This is a genomic window from Magnetospirillum sulfuroxidans, assembly GCF_018224925.1.
GTDB lineage: Bacteria > Pseudomonadota > Alphaproteobacteria > Rhodospirillales > Magnetospirillaceae > Magnetospirillum > Magnetospirillum sulfuroxidans.
The window spans coordinates 427,795-444,404 of record NZ_JAGTUF010000001.1 but is presented as its reverse complement, the minus strand read 5'-3'; the positions used below and the strand labels follow the sequence as shown (position 1 = coordinate 444,404).

Sequence of the window (16,610 nt, the reverse complement as noted above, 5' to 3'; positions counted from 1 at the left end):
GTCTTTATCGGGATCATCGCGCCTGAAGCTGTAAATCGACATCGCCGGAACGATTGCGGGCACGGATGGGGCGGGCCTTGTCCGGCACCAAATCATATTGGACTTCTTCGGCGTAATTGCGACCCGCCCCCCGGCTTTCATCGACCAGGGCGCCCAATACGGCAATGCCGCCGGTCGCCACCATGAACGCCGAATTGCCCCAAATCCAGCCATCACTACGAGCGTCCAGGGTATAAGAGGTGGGGCGAAAGCCCGGCGCCACGCAATTGACCGTTACCGGGGCGGCGGAATGGGGGATCACCACCTCGGCCGGACTCTGCACCGAAGCGGTGAATTCGCGTCCCTTGAGATCACAGCGAGCCTGAGCGGGATTGGTGCGAATCTGCACCGCCGATTCCGTCGATCCGATGACCGAGGCGCAAGCGGCAACCGCCACCACCCCGGCCAGGGTTACGACGCGAATTCTCCAATCCATCCGACTACATTCCCCACTTCGTGACAGACTGGCACTATCCCAAAGCAAGGCATCCCCTGGCAAGCATTAACCCGGCCGGCCATCGGCCCGCGGCCGGGTCAGGATGGGAAAGTACACCCAGACGAACAGGCCCCAAGCCAAAGCCCACAGCGAACCGCCGGCATGAGTCAGGGCCATTTGCGCATCAGACAGAATCGGCGCCACCACCCGCAGCAATGCCCCCAGTGACAGCAAGACGTAGGCTACGACGATCAGCGGCGACACCAGCAGCTGCCGGCCGGAATGACCAAGCGCGGCGCGGCTCATCACCGCCATGATCATGGTGCCGACGCAGCCGGCGGTCAAAGCGTGGAGCGCGGCCGACATCGGCAAAGCCGGGAAAAAGCTGGACGATCCCAGCAACGCCAATCCCAACACCAGCCAGCCATAGCCCACATGCAACACCCAGAGAATGGGACTTTTCGCCGTCTTGGCGCCGTGCCACCGTCCCAGGCGCAGAGCATGGATCGACGCCGCCAGCAGCAAAACGATGCCGGCGAGGATTGAAGTCGGCGCCGCCATGGCCAAGACCATCCCCACCACCACCGAGCCGACGGCCCCCCCCTTTTCCAGCCATGCCAACGGCGTGACTTCGATGGCATGTCCCTGCATCCGCAACCAGTTCTGGGTAAAGGACGGAATGATCCGGCCACCGACAATGGCAATCATGGTCAGAACCATGGTCAGGCCGGCATACACGCCGGTCATGCCGTCCCCCAGACCGAACAAGATGTGCAGATGCACGGACAGGTTGGCCAGGGTGAACAGGGCCAAGATCGGCAGAAAGGCGATATTGCGCCATTTGCCCGCCGACAAAAGCGGCCGCGCCATCATCATGGCCAGCAACGGCAGAAAGGACAGATCAACAAGCGCGACCAGCACCGCCGGCAGGAAACCGGACAGCGTGAACGCCAATCGTCCGGCCAGCCAAAGGAAGAACAACAGCATCAACGGCTTGCCGCTGATGTGATGGCTGTTGGTCCAATTGGGGACAGCGGTAAGCAGGAACCCGGCGATCGCCGCGCCGGCAAAGCCGAACACCATTTCGTGTCCATGCCACAAGGCGGCGGCAAAGGGCAGATCCAACGACACACCGCCGACATAGACGGCCAACCACAGCGGCAAGGACAAAAACGCCTGCAAGGCGGTGAACAGAAAAAACGGGCGAAAGCCGCCAGCAAAGAAAACAGGCCCGGAATGACCGCGATAAACCGGTTCTTGCAGGGGAATGGTTGCCATGGATGGGGTCTCCGTTACCAGAAGAACGCACTTTATTCCAATGCGACGCATTCCAACCTTGATGCCCATCAAGGGAACAAAGCGCATCAGGACGAGAAAATAACCGCCATATAGCCGCCATAGCCCAGCAGAAAAACAAGCGCCATGCCCCGCCCCACGCGGGAAGCGAAAGCCATGCCCAGCGGAACCACGGCCGATACCGCGACCATCACCCAGACATCCCTGCCCGCCAGTTCAGGGGCCACCGGCAACGGCGTCAGCATCGCCGCCACCCCGACAATCCCTAAAGAATTGAAAATGCAGCTGCCGATGGCATTGCCCAAAGCCACCTGCGTATGCCCCCGCCACGCCGCCACCACCGAAGTCACCAGTTCCGGCAGCGACGTGCCGACGGCAAGCAGGCTAAGACCAATCACCGCCTCGGAAACGCCGAAAGCACGGGCCAGCCCGGTCCCCCCCTTGACCAGGATGGCGGCGCCAATGACCAAGGCCGCGACACCGCCAATGGTCGCCAACAGTGCCGGAACCAGCGGCAGGGCCGGCTGCTCCAAATCACGGGCTTCCTTTTCGTGCACGCTTTGACGGCGCGTCGATTTTTCCCGCACATAGGTTCGCCATAGATACCACAGCAGACAAACCAGCAAGGCAATCCCCTGCCAGCGGCCGATATCGGCGTGAACGGCCAAGCCGGCCAGCAGCGCGGCGGCAACGAAATTGATCACCCCGTCATGCAACAGCAACGGCCGTGACACCACCAGCGGCCGCACCAAGGCGCCGGCGGCGACGACCAGCAACAAATTGGCGATATTGCTGCCGACCACATTGCCAAGCGCCATGTCGGGCGCCCCTTCCAGCGCCGCACTGACCGAGACCATCAGCTCCGGCGCCGAGGTCATCGCCCCGACCAGGGTCAAGCCGATCACCAGTTCCGACAGCCCCAGCCGACGGGCTACCGCCACCGCTCCGCGCACCAATGCCTCGCCGCCAAACAGCAACAACAGCAAGCCACCAAAGACCAAGGCGATGTCCGTTATCATTCCCCCGCCCCTACTTCCTATTGTCATCCAGGGTCCGTGCCCCCATGCTTTTACCACATAGTAAAAAGAGGCCCCATGACCAACCCAGCGGATATCAAAACCGGGACACAGCCCGGATTACGCTTTGCCGCCCTGTTGGACCGCAAGGGGGGCTGCCGCGACCTGGATTGGGAAGGGGTTCGCCAATGGAAGGGCGAGGACGGGTTTTTGTGGCTGCACCTGGAACGCGATGACCCGATCGCGGCGCAATGGTTGCGCCAGGAAAGCGGCATCGACCCGTTGGTCGCCTTGGCCTTGCTGGCCGATGAATCGCGGCCTCGGGTCGAGGATGTGGACGACAATCTGCTGGTGGTGCTGCGTGGCGTCAATGTGGACGAACAAACCGGCGTCCCGGAACTGGTGCCCATCCATATCTGGGGCGAAGCCAACCGGCTGATTTCGTTGCGCGACAAGGGGCACCAATTATCGGCGCTCAGGAATATCCGGCTGGCGCTGCTGACCGGCAAGGGGCCGCGCAGCCCAGGCGGCTTGCTGGCGCAAATCGCCGAACGGGTGGTCGAACACCTGGAAATCGTCCTCGACAGCCTGGAAGAAGACGTCGGCAGCTTGGAAGACCAAGCCATTCAGTGCGAAATCGATCCCAGCATGCGGGGCAAGCTGGCCCTGACCCGACGGCGCACCATTCAGCTGCGGCGCTATCTGGGACCACAGCGCGATGCCCTATACCGCATTCAGCACGACGATTCGTCGTGGCTGTCAAAGGATGCCCGCCTGCGTCTGCGTGAAGTCACGGACAAGGTCGTGCGTCATATCGAAGATTTGGACGCCTTGCGCGAACGGGCGACGGTTTTGCACGAAGACCTGTCGGCGCAAATCAGCGAACAGATCGCCCAAAACTCCAATCGCTTTACCGCCTTGGCCGCCTTGCTGTTGCCGCCGTCGCTGGTGGCGGCAATCCTGGGGACCAATATCGGCGGCATTCCTGGCGCTAACGATCCTGACGCCTTTTGGCAATTATGCCTGGTTCTGGCCGCCATGCTGCCCGGATTGTGGCTTTTGCTGCGCCGCTTCAAATGGCTGTAAATAAAAATGGCGGCCGTTTGGGCCGCCATTTTCTTCATTTACTCCGCGTCGCGGTGATAGGCCTCGAGCCGTTCCACTTCGTTTTTCGAGCCCAAGATCACCGGCACCCGCTGGTGTAGATTGGTGGGTGGCACCTCCATCAGGCGCTGACGACCCGTCGTCGCGCCCCCGCCCGCCTGTTCAACGATGAACGACATTGGGTTGGCTTCGTACATCAGCCGCAATTTGCCGCCTTTTTTCATATTCTCGCTGTCGGCCGGGTACATGAAGATACCGCCGCGCACCAAGATGCGATGGACTTCGGCGACCATGGACGCCACCCAACGCATGTTGAAATCCTTGCCGCGCGGCCCTTCCTTACCAGCTTGGCATTCATCCACATATCGCTTCACCGGCGCTTCCCAGAAGCGGGCGCGCGAAGCATTGATGGCGAATTCCTGGGTGTCGGCGGGAATGGTCATGTTCGGGTGGGTCAGAAAGAACATGCCGACGTCACGATCCAAAGTGAAACCGTTGACGCCATTACCGGTGGTCAGCACCAGCATGGTCGACGACCCGTACAGGGCATAGCCGGCGCAAATCTGCTGGACGCCCGGTTGCAGGAAGGCATTCGCCGATTTGGGATCGGCCCCTTCGGGCAGACGTAGAATCGAGAAGATCGAGCCAACCGAAATATTGACGTCGATATTGGACGATCCATCCAGCGGATCGAACAATAGCAAATACTTGCCGTCGGCCGATCCCTTGACCGCGTGAACGTCTTCCAGCTCTTCCGAGGCCATGGCGGCGTAATTGCCGCCCAAGGCATTCATATGCAGGAAAATGTCGTTGGCCAGAACGTCGAGCGGCTTTTGCTCTTCGTCTTGGACATTGGTGGTGCCGGCAACACCGTGATTGCCGACCAGGGCGCCGCGATTGACCTCGTGCGATACCATTTTGCAGGCGGTCAGGATGTCATTCATCAGCGAGGTGAAGGCGCCAGAACCGCCAAGGCGACGCTGCTCCTGCAACAGGAAATGGGTCAGAGTGATCCGCGTATAGGGCATCGTTCCCTCTCTTCTAAGGCATTCTTGTTACGCGCGCCCGCGCTGCCCACACTCCTAGCCTAGACTGGGGCCAGATGCAATGTCGCCTCGCATTCCGCTCGCCCCTTGGCTAAACTTCCGCCCCCAACCCGCGTGAGGTTTTCATGTTCGAACCGTTAAGCCCCCAGGAACTCGCCAAGGTCAACCAGTTGGCTGACATCTTTACTCGCATCGGCGACGAGCGCATGAAGGATATCGGGCTCTATAACCACGCGCTCAAAGTCGAGGTGGTCGGGTTTCGGCCATGGGAAGGGTGGCTGGCCGGCATTTTGGTCACGCCGTGGTTCATGAATTTCATGCTGTTGCCGACCACGCCCGATCAATTGTCGGAAGCGGACGTCACCGCCAAGCGCCGGATCGAAATGCCGTGCGGCGAAGTCGTCTTCACCGTCGGCGAGGTTGAGGAATTCGGCCCCTACATGGCTTCCTCGCTTTATTCCCCCATGGGCCGCTTTGACGTCCACGCCATGGCTGTCACCAATGCCTGGGCAGCGGTGAACAAATTCTTCAAGGTGCCGGAAGTGGAAGAACCGGGCGGCCTGATCAAGCCATGAAGGCCGTCGCCGGCATCATCTTGGCCGGCGGCCAGGCTCGGCGCATGGGCGGCGGCGATAAGACGCTGTTGCCGTTGGCCGGCACCACCTTGCTGGACAAGGTGGTGCGGTGCCTGCGCCCGCAAGTCACCACCCTTGCCCTTAACGCCAACGGCCCACCTCAGCGTTTCGCCCGCTTTGGTCTGCCGGTGATCGCCGATGTGATCGAGGGACAATTGGGGCCGTTGGCCGGCATTCTGAGCGGTTTGCAATGGGCGCAGGATCAGGGGCTGGGCTGGGTGGCCACCGTCGCCGCCGACACCCCGCTGTTTCCCGCCGATCTGGTGTCCCGCCTGATGGCCGCGGTGGATCAGGGCGCAAATGCGGCGATTGCCGCCAGCAACGGCCGGGACCACCCCACATGTGGCCTGTGGTCGACCGGGCTGATTGCCCCCCTTCGGCAAAGCCTGGAGCATGAACAGCGGGGAGTATGGCGCTTTGCCATGGCTCAGGCGGCGGTTACGGTGGATTGGTCGGCTTCGCCCGTCGATCCGTTTTTCAACGTCAACACCGCCGAAGACTTGCACCGCCTGGAGGAAGCCCTCAAACGGCGATGATGGCGGCGGCGACGTCGCGCCCTTCGGTCAGCAAGACGTTATAGGTTCGGCAGGCGGCGCCACTATCCATGGGCTCGACAACGATGCCGTGATGACGCAAGGCGTCACGCAAGGATTTGGCAATGGCCGTCATCCCGCGACCACATCCTAAAACCAAGATCGTCGGACGCGGATCAGCCCTTAAAAGTGGATCAAGGCTTTGCAAGGTGATATCGGCGATCGCCGTCACCGGCCATGCGTGGGTCTGACGCGGGAGAATCAGGACCGAGCCTTCGTGGCGGGTTCCCGAAACCGTGAACCCGCCATCGCCATAGCCACCGATCAGCTGAAATTCCGAGCCAACGACCGGGGTAATATCCATCAGGGCATGGCCTGGCTGGCGGTTTCGTCTTCCTCACGGTCCTTGCCAACGCGGATTTTAAAGTAAATCAGCACCGGGATGGCCACATACATGGATGAAAAGGTGCCGACCACCAACCCCCACAACATGGCGGCGGCGAAACCGTGCAGAACATCGCCCCCCAGCAGCAGCAGGGCCAGCACCGTGACGAACACGGTCGCCACGGTCAGAAAGGTCCGGGCCAGGGTTTCGTTGACCGCCAGATTAAGCAGGTCATAAAGCGACAACGTTTTGTACTTCCGCAAATTCTCACGCACACGGTCATAGATGACGACGGTGTCGTTGATGGAATAGCCGGCGATGGTCAGAATGGCGGCAACGCTGGTCAGGTTAAATTCCATCCCGGTGATCGAGAAGAAGCCGAAGGTCAACACCACGTCGTGGAAGGTGGCGATCAAGGCGCCTGCGCCGAATTGCCATTCGAAACGGAACCAAACATAGGCGGCGATGGCCAGAACGGCCAAGATCACCGCCAACACGCCGTCGCGCTTTAATTCGTCGCCGACCTTGGGGCCGACGATTTCCACCCGGCGATATTCGTAGCCGTTGCCCAAGGTGTCTTTGACCTTGGCCAACGCCGCCATCTGGACCTTTTCGTCGCCATCCTGCTTTTGCACGCGAACCATGACGTCGCGTCCGCTTTCGCCGAATTGCTGCAACGACACCTCACCCAGCCCCAAATTGCCCAGCACATCGCGCATGTTGGCGATATTAGCCGGGCCATCGATGCTTTGGACTTCGACCAAAATACCGCCGGCGAAATCGATCCCGAAATTAAAGCCACGGGTCGCGATGGAAACAAAGGTGCCGATAATCAGGGCAGCCGTCAGAACGAACGCCGGAATACGCTTGCCGACAAAGTCGAACTTGGGCGTCCGGGCGATGAGATGGGCATAAAAGCTCATGGCCTTATCCTTACAGCGGCAGCGTCTTGGGGCGGCGCAGACGAATCCAGGTCGCGACCATCAGACGGGTAACCATGATGGCGGTGAACATGGAGCTCAGCAGCCCTAACGACAAGGTGACGGCAAAGCCGCGCACCGGTCCCGAACCGAACTGGAACAACAAGGCCGCCGCCGCCAAGGTGGTCAAATTGGCGTCAAGAATGGTGCCGAAAGCACGTTCGAACGCCACCTGCACGGTGGAAATCAGACTGCGACCGGCCCGTTGTTCCTCGCGCATGCGTTCATAGATCAAGACGTTGGCATCCACGGCCATCCCCATGGTGAGGACGATGCCAGCGATGCCCGGCAGGGTCAGCGTCGCCCCCAGAACCGACATCAGCGCCAGCAAGATGATCAGATTGAGCACCAAGGCCACATTGGCCAAAGCGCCCAAGGTGCCATAGATGAACACCATGAACACCACCACCAGCAACAGACCGACGCCGCTGGCGATCGCCCCTGCCCGGATCGAATCGGCGCCCAGATCGGGACCGACAGTGCGTTCTTCCAGCACCTGCAACGGCGCCGGCAAGGCGCCAGCCCGCAGCAGCAGGGACAAATCCTGCGCGTCTTGAGCGGAGAAAGAACCGGAAATGATGCCGGAGCCGCCCAGAATGGGTTCGTTGATGCGAGGGGCGGAAATGACCTTGTCGTCCAGCACGATGGCCAGCATCTTGCCGGCATTGGCGGCGGTGGTCTCAGCGAAGCGCTTGCCGCCAGCCACCGAGAAGCGGAACGACACCACCGGGCGGCCATCTTGGAAGGTCGGCTGCGAATCGGTCAGCATGTCGCCGCCGACTTCAACCCGCTTGCGCACCACATATTGCGAGGGCAGGCCGCGCTCTTTCTCCACCGACGGCAACAGCATGGAGCCGGGGGGAATGCGACCGCGCGCCGCGTCCTCGGGGGACGCGGTGTCATCGACCATATGGAAAGTCAGCTTGGCGGTCTTGCCCAGCAACGACTTGATGTGCTCGGGGTTTTTGACGCCGGGCAACTGGACGATGATACGGTCGGTGCCTTGGCGCTGAATCGACGGCTCACGCGTGCCCAATTCATCAACGCGGCGGCGCACGATGCCGATGGATTGTTCCACCGCCTGATTGATGCGCTTGGCCATGGCCGGTTCGCCATAGGTCAGCGTCAACAGGCCGTCGGACGACACATCGAATTGCGCTTCCGGGTCCAGCTTGCGCAGTTCAGGCCGAACCCGCTCGCGCTCGGTCTCGTCGGCGATGCGAACCTTGACCCCGTTCTGGCCATTGATGCCCAGATCGGCGTACTTGACTTTTTCCTTCCGCAAAGTCGTGCGGAAGGCTTCCACCAAGTTGGACAGGTGTTCCCTCTTCACATAGCCGGTATCGACTTCCAGCAAGAGATAGGAACCACCTTGAAGGTCAAGCCCCAAACTGACCGGCTGCCACCAAGATGGCATCCGGTCGGTGGTTTCCCGCGGCAGCAGGTTGGGTGCCGACCAGATCGCCCCGCACAGGGCGACCAGCAGCACCATCACAATCTTCCACTTGGGAAATTGGAGCATGACCGTTCCGTATCAGACAGTAAAAAACAAAGCCGGCTTACTTGTCGGCCGGGGTTTCGGCATCAGCCTTGGGCTCGTCCTTGGACGCCGCCACCGGCTCGGTCTTGGAAACCACTTCCTGGATCGAGGAGCGGACGACGCGAACCTTGACGCCGTCGGCGATTTCGACCTGAACCTCGGTATCGCTGGTCACCTTGCTGACCAGACCCATGATGCCCGAACCCAGCACCACCCGGTCGCCGCGACGCAACGCCGTCAGCATTTCCTTATGCGCCTTCATGCGCTTTTGCTGCGGACGGATCATCAGGAAGTAGAAAACCACGAAGATCAGGATCAGCGGCAAAAAGGACTCGATGCCTCCGGCGATGCCGCCAAGGGAACCAGCGGCCTGAGCATAGGCGGGCGACACGAACATGGAACGACTCCTTGGATCAATGGTCTTTCATGGCGAAGTCAGCGGAATATAGCGACAAGCCAAGCCGATGCAAACCTTAACTCCCATATTCGTTGAAGCCTTGCTCCTGAAAGGCGGAGCCTTTAGGCTGACCGCTTCCCGCCATCACCTTGAGTTTTCGCCCGCCATGGACCAGGAAACCCTTTCCCTGCTGACCCGTATCGCCAATGCTTTGGACCGTCTGGCGCCGCCGCCGCTGGCCCAGGCGGATCTGGCCGCCGCCGACGCCTTTATCTGGCACGCCGACCCCGATGGGCTGGAACCGGTCCCCCAGGTCAACCGCGTGGAAATCCAGTTGCTGAAAGGCATTGAACGCCAGTGCGAGCAATTGCTGGACAACACCCGGCGCTTCGCCCATGGCCTGCCGGCCAACAATGCCTTGCTGTGGGGGGCGCGCGGCACCGGCAAAAGCTCGTTGGTCAAGGCCGCTCACGCCAGCATCAACGCCGAAAGCACCGACAAACTGGTATTGGTGGAAATCCACCGCGAAGACATCCCTTCCCTGCCCCGCCTGTTGCGCATTCTGCGCGCCGACGGTCGCCGCACCATCTTGTTCTGCGACGACCTGTCATTCGAGGGCCAGGACGAGGCCTATAAATCGCTGAAGGCGGTGCTGGACGGCGGCATCGAGGGCCGGCCGGCCAACGTCATCTTCTACGCCACCTCGAACCGCCGACATCTGCTGTCGCGCGACATGATCGAGAACGAACGCTCGACCGCCATCAATCCCGGCGAAGCGGTCGAGGAAAAGGTGTCGTTGTCTGATCGTTTCGGCCTATGGCTGGGCTTTCATCACGTTAACCAAGACACCTTTTTCGACATCATCCAGGGCTATGCCGACCGCTATCAACTGCCCATCGACACCGACAGCTTGCAGCGTGAAGCCAATGAATGGGCGGTCACCCGCGGTTCACGCTCGGGCCGCGTCGCCTGGCAATTCATTCAGGATCTGGCCGGCCGGTTGGGAAAGACCATCGTCTGATCAGCGGCGCGCCAGCCAGCGGGTCAGCAGCACCGTGGCCACGAACAAGACGATGCCGCCGAAAATAACGGCGGCGCCGACAAGCAGGGCTTGGTCGGGGGCGAGGATCGGGGCGGTGTCGAAACGCTGGAACATGGACACAGTGTAAGGGCCGCCCCTTGGGCGGCCCTTATCTTTGGTCAAGCCCACAGATGATATAACGGCTCCAGCGCCTGCCAGCGTTGCCGCAATTCTTCCACCAGTTCAGGGCCGAACAGCAGCGGTTCAACCTTGCGGGTGCAGACCACATAAGGCGATTTGCGGGAAATCCACTGCCCCAGCACCGAATCCAGCCCTTCCGGCAGCTTGGGCCGCGCATAGGATTCACCCTCGATGCTAAACCCTGCCGCCAATGCCGACCTCATCGCCGCCAAGAAACGGCTGGGGCGGGCCAAAATGGCGGCCCGCTGGGCCTTGCTCACCGCGGGCGGGGCGGCATAACAGCCCATGCCATGGCGCCACCCGGCCGGCCCGATCTCAAGGAAAAAGGCCGGGCGTTCCTGCCATCCCTGCCCCGGACGCTTGAAGCAAATCCACTGATTGATACGATAAGGTGACTTGTCGCGAGAAAAACGGGTATCACGATAAATGCGCGATACCGCGCCCCCTTTGGGATCGGTGTCGAAGCCGGGATCAATGCGCCGCATGACGCCCGCGAGCGCGATCACCAACTCGCGCAGCGGGTCGCGAACCACGGCTTCATACTCAGCCTTGTGCGCCGCGAACCAGTTGCGATCATTGTTGGCGGCCAGTTCGCCCAGAAAATGCGTCAAGCCGGTGGGCAGGCCGACGAAGTCCCCGTTCATGCGCCACCTGCGGCTTTGCTCTCGACAAGGCTCAGGCTATCTCCCCTGATATGATCAATGGGATTGACCGCCTCGGTGCCCCGCCGCAACTCGAAGTGCAATTGTGGATTATCCACCCCGCCAGACGTGCCGACGGTGGCGATCTGCTGGCCGCGCTTGACCGAATCGCCCTTGCGGACCATCAACTGGTCATTATGGGCATAGGCGCTCACCCAACCATCGGCGTGCTTGACCAGCAACAGGTTGCCGAAGCCCTTTAATTCGTTGCCCACATAGGCGACAACGCCATTTTCAGTGGCGCGGACCGGGGTGCCACGGGCGGCGGCGATATTGACGCCGTCATTATGCTGCCCCTTGCCCATGGGGCCGAATTCCGTCAACAAATCGCCCTTCACCGGCCAAATAAAGCCCTTTCCCGCCATGGGTGGCGGCGATAACGGCAACGTCTGGCGGGGCTCAAAGGCCGGATGACGGGCTTCGGGAGGGGATTGTTCGGCAGCCGCCGGCGCTTCCGGCTGCGGCGGGGCTGGCGCCTGGGCCATCACCCGTGTCGAGGCCGAGGATGGTTCATCCCCCTGGCGGCTGGAATTGGGGGATGCGATCACCAACGCGCCGCCATTGCCGCGCGCCGGCCCTGTCCCGGCCCGGCCACCGGGCAGCTTCAACTTCTCACCGACATAGATGGTGTAAGGCGAGGTCTTGCCGTTCAGCCGCGCCAGGGTTTGAAACTCAACCCCCAGCCGGCGCGCCACCAGCAACAGGGCATCCCCACGCTGAACCACGTATTCGCCCCCGCCCCCGGGCATGCGAATATACTGACCTGGGGAAATCACATAAGGAGCGGCGAGTTTGTTGACCTCGATCAGGTCGCGCACCGACACATTGCAGCGCCGGGCGATGGAATACAAGGTGTCCCCGGCATAGACGGTGACCCCACTGGCGCAAATCTGCGTCGAGGGCGCCCCACGGCTGACCGAAGCGCCCCCCCGGTACGACGACGAGCAGGCCGTCACCACCAAAGGAGGCACCACCAATACCATCAGTCGTAATACCATATGGAGTATGGACGCGCGCATGGCCGGCACTATACGCGGCGACGCCACGGCCGGCAATGTCAAGTGTCGGCGATTCCTTCGACCAACGGCACGAAACGCACCGGGCCAAGGTGCTGGATGTCGATTCCCTGCTCCAGCCGTGTTACCCGCACCAGGTCCTGTTCCCCACTGCCAGCCTCGCCCACCGGCAGCACCATGATCCCGCCCACCTGCAACTGATCGACCAACAGCGGCGGAATATCGTGGGCGGCGGCGGTCACCATGATCCGCTCGAACGGCGCTTGCTCGGGCCAGCCCCTGGAACCGTCGCCCAGTTTCGCGGTGATGTTGTGGATACGCAGCGTGCGGAAACGCTGTTCCGCTTGTTGCAATAACGGCTTATGCCGCTCAAGCGTATAGACGCGGCGGCATAATTGCGCCAACACCGCCGCCTGATAGCCCGATCCGGTGCCCACCTCCAGCACCTTGGTCCGATCGTTGACCGCCAGCGCCTGGGTCATCAGGGCGACAATATAGGGCTGGCTGACCGTTTGGCCGCAGGCGATGGGCAAGGCGTGATTTTCATAGGCCTGATCGAGAAACGGCGCGGCCACGAACAGCTGACGCGGCACCTTTTCAAGGGCGCCCAGCACGCGGGGATCGGAAATGCCCTGACGGCGCAATTCCATCAGCAGGCGGATAACACGGGGCTCGGCCGCGACCATGGCGCCGCCTCAGCCGAACAGCGTTTTCAGCGCACCCATGGTCTGGCCATGGGTCAGATCGACGCAAAGCGGGGTCACCGCCACCGCGCCACGCAGCACCGCCTCGATGTCGGTGCCGATTTCGGTCGGGTTTTCCGCCCGCTGGGCACCGATCCACACATAAGGCTCGCCGCGCGGATCAAACCGTTCAATCAGTTCATCGCCGATCTTGCGCTTGCCCTGGCGAACCACCTCGACGCCACTGACCTGTGCATGAATGACAGCGGGGAAATTGATATTCATCAGTACGTTGCGGCCCCAGCCGACCGAACAGACCTTGCGAATCACATCGGGGGCCCAATGTTCGGCGGTGGACCAATGGACCGGCTGCTCCGGCCGCAGAAATTGCGACAAGGCGATGGCGGGAATCCCCAGAATGGTCGCTTCCATCGCCGCCGCCACCGTGCCGGAATAGGTGACGTCGTCGCCCATATTGGCGCCGCGATTGATGCCCGACAGCACCAGATCGGGCTTTTTGTCGGCCAGCACCTTGTTGACGCCCAGCAGCACCGCGTCGGTGGGGGTGCCATCGACGGCGAAATGACGCTCCGACGCTTGGCGGATGCGCAGCGGACGGCGAATGGTCAGGGAATGGCCGGCGGCCGATTGCTCGGTTTCCGGGGCCACCACCCAAACATCGTCGGACAAGGCCCGAGCCACCCGTTCCAGCACCTTGATGCCCGGCGCGTTGATGCCGTCATCATTGCTGATCAGGATGCGGGCGCGGGACAGATCGGCGAAGGGCGGGTGCATGGCGGTTACGCGATCACCTCGAGGTCGCCCATATAGGGCTTAAGCGCGTCGGGGACGCGAATGCTGCCATCGGCCTGCTGGTAGTTTTCCAGCACCGCCACCAGGGTCCGGCCGACGGCAAGGCCGGAACCGTTCAAGCTGTGGACGAAACGGTTGCCCTTGTCGCCCTTGAACCGGGCCTTCATGCGCCGGGCCTGGAAGTCGCCGCAATTGGAACACGACGAGATTTCACGATAACGCCCCTGCCCCGGCAACCACACTTCGATGTCATAGGTCTTTTGCGAGGAAAAGCCCATATCGCCGGTGCACAGCACGATGGTGCGATAGGGCAAATCCAGCTTTTGCAAAATGGTCTCGGCACAGCCGGTCATGCGCTCATGCTCGGCCTCGGAATGGTCGGGATGGGCGATGGAGACCATCTCCACCTTCCAGAACTGATGCTGACGGATCATGCCGCGGGTATCCTTGCCCGCCGCCCCGGCTTCCGAGCGATAGCACAAGGTCAACGCCGTCATCCGGACCGGCAGCGCCGCCTCGTCGAGGATGCTGTCGCCGACCAGATTGGTCAGCGGCACTTCCGCCGTCGGGATCAGCCAATGGCCGGTATTGGTCTTGAACAGATCGTCGCCGAATTTGGGCAATTGCCCCGTGCCGAACAAGGCCGTGTCCTTGACCAAGGTCGGCGGGCTGATTTCGGTATAGCCATGGTCTTCGGTCTGGATGTCGAGCATGAATTGGGCAATGGCCCGTTCCAGCCGGGCCAGCTTGCCCTTCAAGACGACGAAACGGGCGCCCGACAGCTTGGCGGCGCCGTCAAAATCCATCAGCCCCAGCTTGGCGCCGATGGCGTCGTGTTCCTGCGGCTGAAAATCAAAGGTGCGCGGGGTGCCCCAGCGGCGCAGCTCGACGTTATGTTCTTCGTCCGGGCCATCGGGAACATCGGCAGCCGGCAGATTGGGAAGGGCGGCAAGAATGCCGTCGATTTCTTCGCCCAAGGATTTGTCTTGGGCTTCCAGCAACGGGATATCTTCTTTCAGCTTGGCGATCTCGTCCATGATGGCCGAGACGTCGCCGCCTTGCTTTTTAAGAATGCCGATCTGCTTCGAGGTTTCGTTGCGGCTGGCCTGCAATTCCTGCAAACGGGTCTGGGCGGCGCGGCGTTCGCCATCCAGGCGGAGCAAGGTGTCGGAGCGCGGCTCCAGGCCGCGACGCGCCAAGGCGGCATCGAAAGCGGCGGCGTTTTCGCGAATCCATTTCAGATCGTGCATGACGTCACATCCAGATTTTTAAAAAGTTCAACCGTTGAAGTCGGTTTCGTCCACAGGCTCGTCTTCGTCGTCGTCTTCGTCTTCCGACGATTGGGCCCGCTTCTTTTCCGCCATGCGGGCGGAAATGATCGACAGCTCGTACAAGATCACCATGGGCACGGCCAGGGATAACTGGCTGACCGCGTCGGGCGGCGTGACCACGGCGGCAAAGACGAAAACACCGACGATGGCATAGCGGCGTTTTTCCCGAAGCCCCTTCGAGGTGACCAGACCAACGCGGGCCAACAGGGTCAGCAGCACCGGCATCTGAAAGGCCAAGCCAAAGGCGAACAGCAAGGTCATGATCAAGGACAGCGATTCACTGACCTTGGCTTCCAGCTGAATGGGCAGCTCACCCGGATTGGGCACCAGATTCTCAAAGCCCAGCAGATAGGTGTACAGCATGGGCAGAACCAGGAAATACACCAGCGCCGCCCCCATGCTGAACAGCACCGGGGTGGCGAACAGGAACGGCATGAAGGCTTGGCGTTCGTTCTTGTACAGACCGGGGGCGACGAAAGCCCACAATTGACCGGACCAGATCGGGAAGCACAGCACCCCGGCGGCAAAGGCCGACACCTTGACATAGGTGAAAAAGGCCTCGGTCGGAGCGGTATAGATCAAGCGGCGCATGCCGCCCTTATCCAGCGCCACCTTGGCATAAGGGTCCATCAGGATGGCATAGATATCAGCGGCGAAATAAAAGCACGCGGCGAAGACGATGATAAAAGCCAGCGCCGACCACAACAGACGGCGGCGCAACTCGACCAGATGGTCGAGCAAGGGCATGGTTTTGTCGTCTTGCATGGCGCTCACGGTGCCGGCGGCTTTTCGGGGGAAATCATAATATCCGGATTTTCAGCCGCCACGGCTTCGTCCGGTTTGTCCAAGCTCGGCGCTTCCAACGAACGGACGATATCGCCGGTCGGATCGATGGTTTTCTCGATCTCGCGTTTCAGCGCGTTGGTGTCGGCGACCTTTTCCACCTGGGCCTTCATCTCGTCCAATTCGGTTTCGCGCACCATGTCATCAACGCCGCGCTGAAACTCGCCGGCCAGTTCGCGGGCCTTGCGCACCCAGCGCCCGCACATGCGCAGCACCTGTGGCAGGTCCTTGGGGCCGATGACGATCAACGCCACCACGGCCACCAAAGCCATCTCATCCATGCCGATATCGAACATGCGCTAAGCCCTTGAACCAGCGGAAAACGCCATCACTCAGTGATGGGCAGGGTCCTTTTCGGCCGGCTTGGCCGCGGCCTCGCCCTCAAGACGCTGTGCTTCGGCCGGCTTGGTGGCCGGAGCGTCGTCATCTTCGTTCAGGCCTTTTTTGAACGCCTTGACGCCCTTGGCCATATCGCCCATCAGCTTGGGAATCTTACCCGCGCCGAACAGCAGAAGCACGATGACCAGAACGATCAGCCAGTGCCAAATGCTGAAGCTACCCATGAAATTGTTCTCCTACCCGAAGGTTTAAGGG

21 protein-coding genes are annotated in these 16,610 nt (G+C 61.4%); 4 read left to right on the top strand and 17 right to left on the bottom strand.

Features of this window, described 5'->3' with window-relative positions; all coding sequences use genetic code 11:
- Positions 1 to 13: 13 nt before the first annotated feature.
- From KEC16_RS02040 to KEC16_RS02030, 3 genes are all read right to left on the bottom strand, one after another.
- Positions 14 to 475, bottom strand: coding sequence for a hypothetical protein (locus tag KEC16_RS02040; protein WP_211545982.1), 462 nt, complete (start codon positions 473 to 475; stop codon positions 14 to 16).
- Positions 476 to 541: 66 nt separating this feature from the next.
- A complete protein-coding gene (locus tag KEC16_RS02035) occupies positions 542 to 1,753 on the bottom strand; it encodes an NnrS family protein (RefSeq protein WP_211545981.1) in 1,212 nt (403 codons plus the stop codon).
- A gap of 86 nt (positions 1,754 to 1,839) precedes the next feature.
- Entirely contained in the window at positions 1,840 to 2,790 is a 951-nt protein-coding gene (locus tag KEC16_RS02030) for a calcium/sodium antiporter (RefSeq protein WP_211545980.1), read from the bottom strand.
- A gap of 75 nt (positions 2,791 to 2,865) precedes the next feature.
- Here KEC16_RS02030 and KEC16_RS02025 point away from each other — a divergent pair, with 75 nt between their 5' ends.
- A complete protein-coding gene (locus tag KEC16_RS02025; protein ID WP_211545979.1) occupies positions 2,866 to 3,873 on the top strand; it encodes a zinc transporter ZntB in 1,008 nt (335 codons plus the stop codon).
- Between the two features lie 38 nt (positions 3,874 to 3,911).
- On the opposite strand, the gene KEC16_RS02020 is transcribed toward KEC16_RS02025, so the two are convergent.
- Positions 3,912 to 4,919, bottom strand: coding sequence for a class 1 fructose-bisphosphatase (locus KEC16_RS02020; protein WP_211545978.1), 1,008 nt, complete (start codon positions 4,917 to 4,919; stop codon positions 3,912 to 3,914).
- A gap of 143 nt (positions 4,920 to 5,062) precedes the next feature.
- Between KEC16_RS02020 and hybE the strand changes: the two genes are divergently transcribed.
- Both hybE and mobA read left to right on the top strand, forming a co-directional pair.
- Positions 5,063 to 5,512, top strand: coding sequence for a [NiFe]-hydrogenase assembly chaperone HybE (gene hybE, locus KEC16_RS02015; RefSeq protein WP_211545977.1), 450 nt, complete (start codon positions 5,063 to 5,065; stop codon positions 5,510 to 5,512).
- Positions 5,509 to 6,108 (top strand): molybdenum cofactor guanylyltransferase MobA, encoded by a 600-nt coding sequence (gene mobA, locus KEC16_RS02010; RefSeq protein WP_211545976.1) that lies wholly within the window; start codon positions 5,509 to 5,511, stop codon positions 6,106 to 6,108. Before hybE ends, mobA begins: the two co-directional genes overlap by 4 nt.
- Here the strand turns inward: mobA and KEC16_RS02005 are convergent.
- From KEC16_RS02005 to yajC, 4 genes are read right to left on the bottom strand one after another with little or no spacing between them, the layout of a single operon-like run.
- Positions 6,095 to 6,469 carry an Mth938-like domain-containing protein gene (locus tag KEC16_RS02005; protein WP_211545975.1) on the bottom strand — a complete coding sequence of 125 codons (375 nt, stop codon included), beginning with the start codon at positions 6,467 to 6,469 and terminating at the stop codon, positions 6,095 to 6,097. The genes mobA and KEC16_RS02005 overlap by 14 nt on opposite strands.
- The gene (gene secF / locus KEC16_RS02000) at positions 6,469 to 7,413 is read right to left on the bottom strand and encodes a protein translocase subunit SecF (protein WP_211545974.1); all 945 of its coding nucleotides are present in this window, start codon (positions 7,411 to 7,413) and stop codon (positions 6,469 to 6,471) included. Before secF ends, KEC16_RS02005 begins: the two co-directional genes overlap by 1 nt.
- A 10-nt stretch (positions 7,414 to 7,423) precedes the next feature.
- Entirely contained in the window at positions 7,424 to 8,992 is a 1,569-nt protein-coding gene (gene secD / locus KEC16_RS01995; protein ID WP_211545973.1) for a protein translocase subunit SecD, read from the bottom strand.
- A gap of 37 nt (positions 8,993 to 9,029) precedes the next feature.
- Complete coding sequence (gene yajC, locus KEC16_RS01990; protein ID WP_211545972.1) at positions 9,030 to 9,407, bottom strand: preprotein translocase subunit YajC; 378 nt, start codon at positions 9,405 to 9,407, stop codon at positions 9,030 to 9,032.
- A 166-nt stretch (positions 9,408 to 9,573) separates the two neighbouring features.
- Between yajC and KEC16_RS01985 the strand changes: the two genes are divergently transcribed.
- Positions 9,574 to 10,428: an ATP-binding protein gene (locus KEC16_RS01985; RefSeq protein ID WP_211545971.1), complete on the top strand. Its 855-nt coding sequence runs from the start codon at positions 9,574 to 9,576 to the stop codon at positions 10,426 to 10,428.
- Here KEC16_RS01985 and KEC16_RS19930 read toward each other — a convergent pair whose 3' ends face one another.
- From KEC16_RS19930 to KEC16_RS01945, 9 genes are all read right to left on the bottom strand, one after another.
- The gene (locus KEC16_RS19930; RefSeq protein WP_283091860.1) at positions 10,429 to 10,563 is read right to left on the bottom strand and encodes a hypothetical protein; all 135 of its coding nucleotides are present in this window, start codon (positions 10,561 to 10,563) and stop codon (positions 10,429 to 10,431) included.
- Between the two features lie 44 nt (positions 10,564 to 10,607).
- The gene (locus tag KEC16_RS01980) at positions 10,608 to 11,273 is read right to left on the bottom strand and encodes a DUF2461 domain-containing protein (protein ID WP_211545970.1); all 666 of its coding nucleotides are present in this window, start codon (positions 11,271 to 11,273) and stop codon (positions 10,608 to 10,610) included.
- Positions 11,270 to 12,301, bottom strand: a complete 1,032-nt coding sequence (locus tag KEC16_RS01975) for a peptidoglycan DD-metalloendopeptidase family protein (RefSeq protein ID WP_346344002.1) — start codon at positions 12,299 to 12,301, stop codon at positions 11,270 to 11,272. The genes KEC16_RS01980 and KEC16_RS01975 overlap by 4 nt, the downstream gene beginning before the upstream one ends.
- Positions 12,302 to 12,387: 86 nt before the next feature.
- Positions 12,388 to 13,032, bottom strand: a complete 645-nt coding sequence (locus KEC16_RS01970) for a protein-L-isoaspartate(D-aspartate) O-methyltransferase (RefSeq protein ID WP_211545968.1) — start codon at positions 13,030 to 13,032, stop codon at positions 12,388 to 12,390.
- 9 nt (positions 13,033 to 13,041) lie between these two features.
- On the bottom strand, positions 13,042 to 13,824 hold the full coding sequence (gene surE / locus KEC16_RS01965) for a 5'/3'-nucleotidase SurE (protein WP_211545967.1): 783 nt from the start codon (positions 13,822 to 13,824) through the stop codon (positions 13,042 to 13,044).
- Positions 13,825 to 13,829: 5 nt separating this feature from the next.
- Positions 13,830 to 15,092 carry a serine--tRNA ligase gene (gene serS, locus KEC16_RS01960; protein WP_211545966.1) on the bottom strand — a complete coding sequence of 421 codons (1,263 nt, stop codon included), beginning with the start codon at positions 15,090 to 15,092 and terminating at the stop codon, positions 13,830 to 13,832.
- Between the two features lie 27 nt (positions 15,093 to 15,119).
- On the bottom strand, positions 15,120 to 15,938 hold the full coding sequence (gene tatC, locus KEC16_RS01955; RefSeq protein WP_249208730.1) for a twin-arginine translocase subunit TatC: 819 nt from the start codon (positions 15,936 to 15,938) through the stop codon (positions 15,120 to 15,122).
- Between the two features lie 5 nt (positions 15,939 to 15,943).
- Positions 15,944 to 16,312, bottom strand: a complete 369-nt coding sequence (gene tatB / locus KEC16_RS01950; RefSeq protein ID WP_211545965.1) for a Sec-independent protein translocase protein TatB — start codon at positions 16,310 to 16,312, stop codon at positions 15,944 to 15,946.
- 36 nt (positions 16,313 to 16,348) lie between these two features.
- Entirely contained in the window at positions 16,349 to 16,579 is a 231-nt protein-coding gene (locus KEC16_RS01945; RefSeq protein ID WP_211545964.1) for a twin-arginine translocase TatA/TatE family subunit, read from the bottom strand.
- Positions 16,580 to 16,610 lie beyond the last annotated feature (31 nt).